Source organism: Draconibacterium orientale (assembly GCF_900111425.1).
Taxonomy (GTDB): domain Bacteria; phylum Bacteroidota; class Bacteroidia; order Bacteroidales; family Prolixibacteraceae; genus Draconibacterium; species Draconibacterium orientale.
In genome coordinates, this window is record NZ_FOHT01000057.1 from 1 (window position 1) to 12,676 (window position 12,676).

A 12,676-nucleotide genomic window follows, 5' to 3' on the forward strand; every position below is an offset into this window, starting at 1 on the left:
TCTACAAGCTAAACCGGAGGTATTTTGGAGAAAAACTCTTTGACAGGCTGGTTATTGCTGGAATTACTGGACTATGACTAAATACGGATATTCAACTTATCTTTTTACTTCCTTGCTTATATTGCTTTCAACCGGGGTTTGGCTATTAGCGCCATATAATATTTAAAAATTATTTAACACATTGTTTTAAATCGTCTTTACCAACAACTGTTTCAGGTTATGTTTAAAGATCCCCCTATGTAAAAGAGGATCTTTTAATTAATACCATCTAAAAACCTATCCTATGGAGAAAAAAAAGATATACTTCCAGTTGACAAAAAATATGCATTTATGCCTTCATATGCGGCCCTCTGCAATTCCTTATCAAATTATTAAGACAATCAGATTTATCGATACGATTTACACAAGCTAAGAATGCGAATGGTAATAATTCCCAAAATGTAAAAATCCAGTTTTTCATACGATTAAAATTGTTTTTATAAAATCATCGTATTAATTTATTTACAAATTTCTAACGCAAAATATTCATGGCTTTATTTTGAACTATTTGCTGAAATCTGAACAAAATGGGATCAATTCAACTTGCTACCTGGAGTTTTCTTTCTGACTTATTTTATACAAGATTTTGTAGTCAGTAATACGATTTGAATACACAGTGTTTTTTCATAAATAGTTTAAGTTAGATATGTTTTAAAAAATATTTATTACACAACTGGTACTGTTCTGTTCTGTTCGCTTATTAACAAAGATACTACATTCCAAAATAAATAAACAGAACTTAATTAATGCTTTACAACATGACAATGATATGTTTGTAGCATTGGTGCAGAATTTAAAACACCGTAAACAACCTACCTGACTTGAACTAAAAAGCCACACCCAAGGGGCAATGAGGCCGTTTGAAAAATTACCCGAAAACAGCATTACTTTTAAGCCAGATAACACATCAAATTGTTCGTACCCGAAGCAACTCCCACTTCCTACAACAGTTCGGGTTTAAATTTTTCAAGGGCACTTCCGGCATCAACTATTTTCGCGATATCGCCAAAAACCTGCAATTAATCGGCCCCTCATCTCCTCAAAACGAGTTAAACCTCATCATCAATGGTAGGAATTCCCCTACCTTTTGTTAGACATTATCCTCTCGCGATGTAGGTTTTCGCCTGTTACTATTTTGCTTTGCCCATGGTAATTTTGTTAAAAACAAAATATGTAAGGAAATGAGTGTAAGAACCATGAATAGTCAACCTTCAATATTAATACTGGCAGATTTTTCGGACGGAAGCTGGCACGCTACTTCGTTTGCCATGCAATTTCTTTATACAGAAAAATCACCGGTTACTATTTTACAAACTTATCAGAATCCGGGCTGGGGACACTTAATGATGCGCAAACTGAGCCATCACTTGAGAAAAATTACAAAAAACGAACTACGAGCTTTAAAAAACAGATTAACAAAGCATTTTAACATTGAAAAACAAAAAATTAACACCCTTTCTGTTGAAGGCGAACTGAATTCGGTACTGAATTTTAAACCAATTATTAACGGGCAGCACAACCTTGTTTTATCTACACACAACTCTTTCGAGGATTCGTGCAAAAGACAAAACGGATGTTTGGAGAAAATAATTGATACCGCGAAACATCCCCTGTTTATTATACCCGAAAGGTTTGAAGGCGACGCTACGAAAAAAATACTGTTTGTTGCAAACCCCGACAAAGAACCATCGGTGCAATTGCGCAACCAGCTTATTGAAATATGTAAAAAAACCCAATCAAACCTGGAAATACTGTTTGTACTAAAAACACAAAACCAACATATAAGCGAGAATGTAAAATCAAACTTCAACAACTATTTTGAGGGGATTGATATCACGCTTAATACAATATCAAATAAAACAAAATGTAAGGGTATTAACAATTACCTGAATCAGACAAACCGCGATTTAATTGTAATTGAAAACGATTGACACTTTTGGAAAGCAGACAGAATAAAACAATAGCGATGAAACAGAAAGATTATAGCATTTTGGCGCTTATTTCGCCAAATAAAGAAGGAGAGGCGGTTTTAAAAGAAGCCCTTTACCTGCAGAATACCCTGGAGGTAAAGCTTGCCATATTAAATGTAATAGAAGAGCGCGGTTTTTTTGAGCGAAATTTTCAGCCCAAAGAAACTGAATTAGCCATTAAAAAGGCCAAAGAAGAATTAACAAACTTTGTAAAGAAAGTAATTGGCAAGGAGCTACCAAACAATGTTGTTATTTCGGTACGAGCCGGTAATCCGGTTGAAGTTTTACTGGAAAAATCGAAAACCGACAGCCTCGAGTTCCTGCTTATTGATAAAAGCGACAGCGATTATCCGGGAGCTTTAACAAAAGAGGAAGTCGATAAATTAATTAGCTTATCGAAATGCCCGGTATTAACGGTTAATAAAGATTTTGGAGTACCGGAAATAAAAAATATTGCCATTCCAATCGATATCACCCAATCGACAAAAAAGAGGCTTTTGTGGGCCCAATTTTTAGCGAAAAAGCACAACGCAAAAATTACAATCCTTTCGGCGCTAAAAGCCAACATTAATGTGGAAAAAAGCCTTGCCCTGAAAAATGCTCAAAAAATACAAAAGTTACTCCACGACCATGACATTGAATCGGATATTAAAATACTAAAAGTATATAATCAGGATTCGCATCAGGTTATTCTGGATTACGTTAAAGAAGAAAATCCCGAGCTATTGATCATCCGTACGCATCAGGAATCGATATTTTCCAATACAAACATCGGAAAATTTGTTTCAGAGATTGTTCATGGAAGTAAATTGCCTGTTTTTACGGTTAATTATACGCCCAATCCTGTTGACTCGCTGTTTTTGTAAAAAAAATAAAGAAAAATGTCCGTATTCCGCCAACCAATTACCTGTTTGAACGTTAACACTACGGAACTTTTAATTTTGATTAATGATAGAAAAAACAGCCTTCAATTACCTACTCAATCAAGTATTTTATTGAGTAAAAACATTGCCGGCAAGCAAAAGTGTCAGTTTGACAATATGCTTTAAAACGTTAAGATATATTAAAATATTGCACAAATAAATATTCACAATTGCATCATAATCTGGAAACGAAGTATATTAAGAATTTTTAGACATTCTTTTTTAAACAACAGGAAACGAGCATACTAAAAAGTCATGATAATACGCAAGAAAATGATTATACGAGTTACCTGCCTACTGCAGGCAGGCATGGGTTACCTAAAATAAAAACAATTATAAACGAATGAATAATAATAACACAAGAACAGGCAAGCTCATAGCCATTCAGGATTCGTTAGTGAAAGCACGATTCTACGGAAATGTGATAATGGGTGAAACTGCCAATGTTATAGTAGATGGTAAATCGTTACAAGCCGAAGTATTACAAATAATTCCCGATCCAAAAAATGCGGATGCGGGAATTGTTGAAATGCAGGTTTTTGAAGATTTAACCGGTGCTCAAATTGGCGATCAGGTGGAATTTACGGGCAAATCCTTATCGGTACTTTTGGGTCCGGGGTTGCTAACCAGTATTTGGGACGGACTGCAAAATCCCTTATACAAACTCGGCGAACAGAATGCTTACCTGGTTCCCGGAATGAAAGCGCCGGCACTTGATGAAGAAAAATTGTGGGACTTCACGCCATCAGTAGCTGTTGGCGACAAAGTAAAGGGTGGCGATGCCATCGGTACCGTGCCTGAAGGACGTTTAACCCACAGCATTCTGGTGCCTTTTAATTTTGGCAAATGCAAAGTGGAAAGCATTATTGAAAAAAGCGAGGTAAATATTACCGAAACAGTTGCTGTTATTTCCGACAGTCAGAACACAAAACACGAGTTAAAACTGGCTTTCCGATGGGCGGTAAAATCGCCAATTCCATTTAAGGAACGCGCTATTCCGAGCAAAACCATTTCTACCGGAGTACGTGTTATCGATTTGCTGGCACCGGTTAGTTATGGCGGAACAGTGGGAAACCCGGGTCCTTTTGGTGCCGGAAAAACCGTATTGCAGCACTCGTTGTGTAAATATGCTCTGGCTGATATTATTATTATGGCAGCCTGCGGCGAACGCGCCGGTGAGGCAGTGGAGGTGTTTAAAGATTTTGCCGAGCTGGAAGATCCGTCAACCGGCGACTCGCTGATGAACCGGATGTGTATTTTCGGAAATACCAGTTCGATGCCTGTTGCGGCGCGTGAGGCCAGTGTATTTATTGCACTAACCGTTGGCGAATATTACCGCTACCAGGGCTACAACGTGGTCCTTTTAGCCGACTCAACTTCGCGTTGGGCACAGGCACTGCGCGAGCGTAGTGGCCGCCAGGGCGATATTCCCGGGCCGGAGGCTTTCCCAATGGATATCCCCGATCAGATTAAAGGAATGTACCAGCGTGCCGGAGCCGATCAGGGAACAGGTGGCTCATTAACTTTTATCGGAACAGTGTCGCCGGCAGGTGGTAACTTCCAGGAGCCGGTAACACAGGCAACAATGGATGCAACCGGAGGTTTCTGGGGCTTGTCGCAAGACCGTGCCGATGCAAAGAAATACCCGGCAATCGATCCGCTTTCTTATACTTCGTCGGTGTACGACAGTTTTATTTCGTGGGACGACCGCAATAAAATGCTGCAAACGCTTTATGAGGCGAATGGTATCGACCAAACCATCAGTACCATTGGTTTGAAAAAGGTTCCGGTTGAAAAATATATACTTTATCAAAAAGGGCTCACCATCGATTTCTGTGTAATGCAGCAAAATGCTTTCCACAAACTGGATGCGTGTACGCGGCCTGAACGCCTGATCATTATTAACGAAGCGGTTCAGAAACTTATCGATAGTACCATCAATTTTGCCCGGGAGGACAAGGAAGACGAAGAAGTAAAAGAGCTGGTAAAAGCAAAATTTGATGAACTGCGCCAGTGGTGGAAAGACTGGAACACTTCGGCTCAAAGTATCGATGAAATGGCCGTTCTTCCGGAAAAAGTTGAACAATTTATTTTACAAGAAGAGTACACACTATGATACGAAAAGAAATAAACAGAATTAGCGAAGTTGGTAAAGCACTGATTTCGGTTGAAGGAAATCCGGGTGTGGCACTCAACCACGTGGTAGAATTGCTGGAAGCCGGAACCAACCAAAGCCTTTCGTTTGCCAAAGCCATTAATATTACTGAAGACTCAACGCGTTTCCAGGTATTTAACGGAACGCAGGGCTTGAGCACACAAACAAAAATTCGCATGCACGAGGTTCCGTTAACTGCAGGTTTCTCGTACAACATGCTGGGCCGTAGCTTCGATGGTATTGGCGATGTGGCCGACGGTGGTCCTGAAATTATTTTTGAGAAACAAATTTCAACACGATTGGATACTTTAAATCCAACGGTTCGTTTGGTTCCCAAGCAACCTTTGTGGACAGGTATTCCGATGATTGATGTATTTAATACGCTGGTAAAATCGCAAAAGATTCCAATTTTTGCCGGCCCAACCGAGCCTTACAACCGACTGCTTTCGCAGATTGCACAGGGTGCACAGGCCGACGTAATTATTTTTGCCGGTATTGGTTTGAAATTCGACGAGTACCACTACTTCAAAGAGCAGTTGTCGCAATCGGGTAATATCGATAAAACGATCATGTTTACCCACCTTGCCGGAGATTCGCAGATTAAAGGTTTGATGTTACCCGATGTGGCATTAAGTGTGTCGCGCGAATTTGCCGACCAGGGAAAAGACGTGTTGGTGCTGTTAACCGACATGACCAACTGGTCGAATATTTTGCGTAACGTAGCCAACTACCAGGATCAGATTCCTTCGTTGCAGGGTTATCCGGGTTCGTTGTATTCGGAACTGGCCAAACGTTACGAGGTAGCTGCCGACATTGAAGGCGCTGGTTCGATCACTATTATCGGGGCAACAACGCTCGAATCGCTTGAAGATCCGGTTCCTGATAACACTGGTTATATTACCGAGGGACAGTTTTTCCTTGATAACGGGAAGCTGAAACTGGCACGTTCGCTGTCGCGTTTAAAGCAGCAGGTTAACGACACTACCCGGGATGACCACCGCCCTATTATGACAGTGATGGCCTCGTTGCTTGCCGATGCTGAAAAAGCGTACGAAGCAGCCGAAGTTGGTGCTGCAAACGATACATTCTCGCAAAAACTACTGCGTTACCGCGAAGATTTTATCGCAAATATGGAGGAGCCATTCGGTGAACCTATCGAGCTGGAAGCCGCATTAGACAAATGCTGGGATATTTTAAAACGACATTTTGAGCCAACCGAAACAGGGTTGAGCAAAAAACTGATCGAGCAATACTGGAACTAACCACTAATCGGAAAAAGAGATGACAAAAAATAAAGAAAACCTGGAAGGAATTGTTTCCAAACTAAAAGAGCAGGGTGTTAATGCCGGCGAAGCAGAGAAACAACGTATAATTGAAAATGCAAAGCAGGAAGCAGAGAAACTGATTGCCGAAGCAAAAGCTACCAGCAAAAAAATTGTTGAAGAGGCCGAAACGAAAGCTTCGCAAGCCGAAAAAAATGCAGAAAAAGCAATTGCACAGGCTTCGCGCGATATGGTTGAAGCCACAAAAATCACCATCTTAAACCACCTGAAAAAGGTGTTTGGCAAAGAGTGCAAAACTTTATTCCGCCAGGAAGAATACCTGCAAGAACTGCTAAAAGTGGTGATCGATTCCATTTCAGGAAAAAAATCGATAAAAGTACCGCCGGAGTTGCATAAAGAAATGGAAGCATTTCTACTGAAAGAAGCGCTTCAGGAAGAGGTAACGTTGCAACCACTTTCGGCGAGTAAAGCCAAAATAAAAGTAAAATCGACCGACAAAGACGGAATTAGTTTCGTGGTCAGCTCAAAAGAAATTGAGAGCGGTTTATTTTCCTTACTCAACAAGGATTTGGTTGACCGAATCATTAAAAGCAAGGAGGATTAAATATGTCAAACATGGTTTATCTTATGACCAGTTTGCCATCGTTGTCCCTGGGAGAGGCACCTCCGATTACAATTGATGAATTTAACGATGACGCAAAACGCCAGCTGTCTGCACGACATTTTAAGGCGCTGCAATCGGTTGATATTCAAAAATTGGATGCTAAAGTTGGAGTAAGAAGCATTTCCTCGCTTTTATACAGTATCAAGGAAGATCTTTCAGAAGTTAGAGCGGCCAAAGCGCAAAATCGTCAGCCGAAGCCGGAACGGATGCCAAATTCGTTGCTGCGCGGAAACCCCATGGAGCGCGAGATGAATATTTTGCAGTGGCAGTGGGAAGAACTGCAGGATATTGAAGCCGGAAAAACATTCACGCTAACCGAAGTTCTGGTATATAAACTAAAACTTCAACTGGTGGAAAGATTGTATTCCTTCGACGAAAACAAAGGTGCCGAAGTACTGGCATCGGTGGTAAATCCGGGAAAAAACAAGGAGGGCAAATAATGGCAGGTATAAAAATAAAATATACAAAAACCGAAAGGGCCCGCCAGAAGAAAATTCTGAAGGTTTCGGAAAGGATGCTGCCCTTGTTTGAAGCGATGGAAAAATCGTTGATGGCAACCATTAATACCATCGCTGAACGGATTGAGCAGATTCGCGAAGAGATTGAAAAGAACCGAAAGGCAGCAGAACCATGGACGGCCGTAATGAGTGACTCATGGGTGAACATCGATGAATATATTTCGGTGAATAAAATCATCACCAAAACCGTTGATGTGGCCGGTGTTCGTGTGCAACAGTTCGTTAAGGTTGACTTTAATGTAATGCCGGTTAACGACGAAACGCCTTTATGGGTTGACGATGCCATTGAACTGATGCAGGTACAATTGCAACTATTGGCCGAAATCGAATGTTTGAAAGAACAAATCGAGCTTTTGGAAGAGGAGCTATTGGATGTACGGGCACGGGTAAAACTGTTCGAGAATCGCCGTATTCCGAATGCAAAACTGGCCATTCGTAAAATTGGTCAGAAGCTGCAGGACGACGAACGCCTTACAATTGCAACGGCAAAAGTGGTAAAAACAAGCAAACAAAAGGAGGGCAGCCTATGATAGCAGAAATGAAAAAACTGATGCTGTTTATGCCCGACTCGGCCGATGATATTGATGCCGAACTTACCGTTCTGGGAGAACTCGGAGTTATACACATCGCTCCGTTACAACCGGCAAAACACGAATCGATTGAACGGGTTGATGCACGTATAAAACAGTTACAGCAAGCCATTTCGGTTCTCGACCGTTACGATGAAGAGGAATACACCGGAGTAAAAAACGATGAAATTACCGACTACTCGAAACTGGAAAGAGGTGCGGTTTTCCTCATGGAAACGGTGCTGGATGCTGAACATCATCGTCAGGAACTGAAAAATATGAAACGCAACTTAACCAGCGATATCGCCTGGTTTGAGCGTTGGGGAAATATTACGCTAAAAGATATAAAAGACCTTAACGAAAAGGGAATTTATATTAAAACATACCTGCTCGACGACAGGGAATTAAAGAAAATTTCCGATCGCGAAGACATACAGGTAGTTGGCAAGCAAAACGAGCTGAACCAGGTTATTTTACTGACGAAAGATGCCGGTGAGCGACTCTTGGATTTGGAAGCGCTACCTTTTCCACAAAACGAGTTGGAAAACGCAAAAGAATTATTAGCAACAACCAACAAGGATCTGGCAAGCAACAAGGAGTTTTTACTTCAATTGCGCGAACAAAAGGCCGTGTTAGAAGACGGGTTAAAAGAACGCCTGCGCCGTTACGATGTTCGCAATGTGCAATTTGGTGGTTTGGCCGTGGATAAACACGTTCGTTTTTGGAAAGGTTTTATTCCGCTGGAACACGTTGACGAGTTCATTGAAACGGCGGAAAAGCGCCATTGGGGGTATATTATCGAGGATCCTTTACCGGAAGAAATGGAAGAGGTCCCTACCCTTGTGCGAACGCCAAAATGGGCGCAGCGAATTCAGCCGGTTATGGATTTTATGGGACTGGTTCCCGGCTACAAGGAAATGGATGTTTCCAGGGTATTTATGGTATTCTTTACCTTTTTTACCGGAATTTTGGTGGGAGACGCCGGCTACGGACTGGTTTTCCTGCTGATCACATTTCTGGCGCACCGAAAGAAAAAATTTGCCAAGCAAATTGAGTTTGGCTTGATCTATACCCTTTCGGTGTCGATTATGTTTTGGGGTGTGTTAACCGGAACCTATTTCGGCTCGGAAGCAATTGCTGAACTACCGGTACTGCGCAGCTTAAAAATTGACGCACTGGCCAGCTTTGGTGGCGACAACCTGATTATACAGAAAATCATGTTCCTTATCGGAGCTGTTCACCTTACCGTTGGGCACCTGCAGGTAGCATGGAAATTTAATAACAGCGTAAGAGCGATTGCGCAATTCGGCTGGATAGCCATTATCTGGGGATTGTACCTCATTGTAAACCAAATGGTGCTGGGCATTGAAGCTCCGGCATTAATGGTCTGGCTGTTTGTTGGTGGCGCAGTGCTTGTGGCTTCATTCTCAAAACCGGGAACAAGCTTCTTTAAAGGCATGCTTTCATCCATCGGAAATTTGCCACTGAGTATAATCAACGGTTTTTCCGACATTATTTCGTACATCCGGCTTTATGCAGTTGGTCTGTCAACGGTGTTAATGGCGGCAAGTTTTAACCAAATGGCGATTGGCGACGGCATAACAACCGTGGCTTCCGGAATTGGAGCTGTTCTGGTTTTAATCCTCGGACACGGATTAAATATGATTCTGGCAGCAATGGCCGTGCTGGTTCATGGCGTGCGTTTAAATATGCTCGAATATGCCGGCCACGCCGAAGTTGAGTTTTCAGGAAGTGAATATAAACCCTTCAATTTGAAGGACAACAAATAATAGAAATCTTTAAAATAGTATAAAAATGACGTTAACAACAATTTTAGCAACAACAGTTACAGGCTTTGGCGGGCACGCTATTGCACTGGGTATTGCAGGTGTAGGTTCCGCAATTGGAACCGGTATTGCAGGCATGGGAGCTTTAGGGCTTTGGAAACAATCGATCAGAGATAAAAAGAAACTTCCGTCGCTGGCTTTGGCGATGGTAGGTATGCCATTAAGCCAGGTAATTTATGGTATGATTTTTATGAATGCGATGATCGGTGCAAACCTGAGTCCTGACAGTTACACCAACCAAATGATTTGGGCATTTTTTATAGGTATCGCCATTGCAGCCTCCGCAATTATGCAGGGACGTGTTGGTGCTGCCGCTTGTGCCAACTTAGCTGTTGATGATAAACAAGGTGCAGGTATGTACATCGGTGCTATGGGTATCATCGAAACGGTTGCACTTCTGTCCATGGTATTTGGTATGGGAGGCATTCCGGGCGCTTAATACGCGGAGATCGGACTACCAAAAAATATGAGGATGTCTGAAAAGTAAGCTATAACGTCATTCTGAATTTTATTTCAGGATCTGGCAAAATTGAATTCAAAAGCCGGAAAGATCCTGAAACAAGTTCAGGATGACGAAGCAGGAACTTTTTAGATAGCCTTTTTTATTCCAGAATGTAAATACAATTGAATATCTTTAGCAAAAGAAATCGTTGAATTTACTAAATGAGTTTAAAAATACTATTTCGAGGAAGGGTCTTACTGGCCATTATCATCTTTACAACAATAACCTGTACCGGAATTATTTACACCTCCATAAAAAGTTTGCGTCTCGACCGCGAACACCTTTCATTACTTGAACTTTCGAAAAACATCGACCTCGAAATATCACACAGCCGGATATTTCTGGATGACTACTTTTTGTTAAACGACTCCCTCAAAAAAACAACGATTTTAAATTGTTTTACAAAAACCAGCAGGTACACAATTTCACTCGATTCACTAATTTCTGAAAAATATAAAGGTAGCCGCGAGGAATACCTTCGAAATTCACTTGAACAAGTGGATAGTCACGTTAATAAATTACAAAACAAAGTAGCAGCATCACTTCAAAATAATGCAGAAAATTTTAACGTGGCAATTTTAACTGAATATCGTGATTTTCAACTGGCTTACCAGGAACTGGACAGAACCATTCATGAGTACATTTTACACGAAAATAACGAATTCAGACAACGGGTATTTACCCTCGTGCTGTTAACCTTTTTTCTGTTATTGGTATGTATATTTTTAATTTACCGAATAATAAATTCGTATAACACGATTGAAAAACAACAGGCACTCCGGGCGCTTGAAGTGGAATATAAAGAACGTAAACGAATAGCAGCTGATCTGCACGATGGACTGGGTTCCATTCTGTCGAGCATTGCTCTTTTTATAAAATTAATCGAAAAAGATTGTACCCATAACAAGGAAAACAAAAGCCTTATCCAGGTTAAAGAATTATCGGGAATTGCGCTGGAAAACCTGGAAGCCACAATAAACAACCTTAACCCATCAATATTAAACAAATATGGGTTACTGAAATCGCTGGAAATTCTGTGCGACAAAATAAATGACACGGGACAAGTTTACTGTGTTGTTAACTCAACAAATCCGGAGATAACCTTAGATCCGAACATGGAACTAAACGTTTATCGTATTTGCAACGAATTAATAAATAACACCCTTAAACACGCCAACGCATCGAAATTATTTTTCGACATTCAACAAATCAAGAAGACTGTAGTTATATTGTATCGCGACAACGGTATTGGTTTTAGCCCTGAACTTATTCACACATCAGACGAGGAAAAAATGGGTTTGCGAAACATTATTAATCGTATTGAATCGTTTGGAGGCAAATACGAGATTAACACAGGCGAAGGAAAGGGAGTTGAAATAAAGCTAAGTTTCACGATATAATTCACGAAAATGGAGAACACAAACATTATAATTGTTGACGACCACAAAATTTTTAGAGATGGTTTGATACTATTGTTAAGCAATTTCGATTTTGTATCGGTTGTTGGCGAAGCAGCAAATGGAGAAGAGTTTCTGGAATTGATTGACAATGTAAAACCCGACATTGTTTTAATGGATATTAACATGCCAAAAATGAATGGCATTGAAGCTACAAAATTAGCCCTGCAAAAATATCCTGAGCTAAAAGTTATTGCACTAACATCGTTTGCCGACGATGAATATATTGAGCAGATGATATCGGCCGGCGTTGAAGGCTACATGCTAAAACGCTCGGATATTGAAGATTTTGAAAAAGCCATAAAAAAAGTTGCCGACGGCGGAAGCTACTTTTCTGCGGAAATTATAAAAGTAATATCGCGCAATTTGTATAAAGAAAAAGAGCGCAAATCGGGCGAACAATTACTTGATAAATTTACTCCGCGCGAAAAAGAGATCCTGAACCTGATTTGTAAAGGGCTAAACAATGAGCAAATTGCTGAACTCATTCATTTAAGCCCTAAAACAGTAGAAAAACACAAAAGCAACCTCTTCCAAAAAACCGAAACTTTTAACACCGTTAACCTGGTTATTTACGCGTTTAAAAACCAGCTTATTTCGTTGTAACAGCTCGTTTTTACATTCAACAAAAAACGGATAGTGCAAACTTCTGAAATCGAGTAGGAGGAAAATAAAATAGTTTTCCTCCTACTTTATTTTCCGACCTCTCACACCACCGTACGTACGGTTCTCGTATACGGCGGTTCCTT

Annotated in this window: 11 protein-coding genes; all 11 read left to right on the forward strand. The window is 40.8% G+C overall.

The features are described 5' to 3' along the window. Nucleotides 1-1,220: 1,220 nt before the first annotated feature. The 11 genes from BMW53_RS19840 to BMW53_RS19890 all read left to right on the forward strand — a co-directional run bounded on the left by BMW53_RS19840 (nucleotide 1,221) and on the right by BMW53_RS19890 (nucleotide 12,533). Nucleotides 1,221-1,970: a putative universal stress family protein gene (locus BMW53_RS19840; RefSeq protein ID WP_038555127.1), complete on the forward strand. Its 750-nt coding sequence runs from the start codon at nucleotides 1,221-1,223 to the stop codon at nucleotides 1,968-1,970. A 35-nt stretch (nucleotides 1,971-2,005) separates the two neighbouring features. Beyond that, nucleotides 2,006-2,875: a universal stress protein gene (locus BMW53_RS19845; protein WP_038555129.1), complete on the forward strand. Its 870-nt coding sequence runs from the start codon at nucleotides 2,006-2,008 to the stop codon at nucleotides 2,873-2,875. Nucleotides 2,876-3,275: 400 nt separating this feature from the next. Beyond that, entirely contained in the window at nucleotides 3,276-5,048 is a 1,773-nt protein-coding gene (locus tag BMW53_RS19850; RefSeq protein WP_038555132.1) for a V-type ATP synthase subunit A, read from the forward strand. Then, nucleotides 5,045-6,349: a V-type ATP synthase subunit B gene (locus BMW53_RS19855; protein ID WP_038555133.1), complete on the forward strand. Its 1,305-nt coding sequence runs from the start codon at nucleotides 5,045-5,047 to the stop codon at nucleotides 6,347-6,349. Before BMW53_RS19850 ends, BMW53_RS19855 begins: the two co-directional genes overlap by 4 nt. A 19-nt stretch (nucleotides 6,350-6,368) precedes the next feature. After that, a complete protein-coding gene (locus BMW53_RS19860) occupies nucleotides 6,369-6,974 on the forward strand; it encodes a hypothetical protein (protein WP_038555136.1) in 606 nt (201 codons plus the stop codon). Between the two features lie 11 nt (nucleotides 6,975-6,985). Further along, nucleotides 6,986-7,474 (forward strand): DUF2764 family protein, encoded by a 489-nt coding sequence (locus BMW53_RS19865; protein ID WP_168136381.1) that lies wholly within the window; start codon nucleotides 6,986-6,988, stop codon nucleotides 7,472-7,474. Further along, entirely contained in the window at nucleotides 7,474-8,082 is a 609-nt protein-coding gene (locus BMW53_RS19870; RefSeq protein ID WP_038555142.1) for a V-type ATP synthase subunit D, read from the forward strand. The genes BMW53_RS19865 and BMW53_RS19870 overlap by 1 nt, the downstream gene beginning before the upstream one ends. Continuing rightward, a complete protein-coding gene (locus BMW53_RS19875; protein WP_051567547.1) occupies nucleotides 8,079-9,911 on the forward strand; it encodes a V-type ATP synthase subunit I in 1,833 nt (610 codons plus the stop codon). The genes BMW53_RS19870 and BMW53_RS19875 overlap by 4 nt, the downstream gene beginning before the upstream one ends. 25 nt (nucleotides 9,912-9,936) lie before the next feature. Beyond that, entirely contained in the window at nucleotides 9,937-10,407 is a 471-nt protein-coding gene (locus BMW53_RS19880) for an ATP synthase subunit C-like protein (protein WP_051567548.1), read from the forward strand. A gap of 224 nt (nucleotides 10,408-10,631) precedes the next feature. Further along, on the forward strand, nucleotides 10,632-11,870 hold the full coding sequence (locus tag BMW53_RS19885) for a sensor histidine kinase (RefSeq protein ID WP_038555145.1): 1,239 nt from the start codon (nucleotides 10,632-10,634) through the stop codon (nucleotides 11,868-11,870). A 9-nt stretch (nucleotides 11,871-11,879) separates the two neighbouring features. Continuing rightward, nucleotides 11,880-12,533, forward strand: coding sequence for a response regulator transcription factor (locus BMW53_RS19890; RefSeq protein ID WP_038555148.1), 654 nt, complete (start codon nucleotides 11,880-11,882; stop codon nucleotides 12,531-12,533). Nucleotides 12,534-12,676 lie beyond the last annotated feature (143 nt).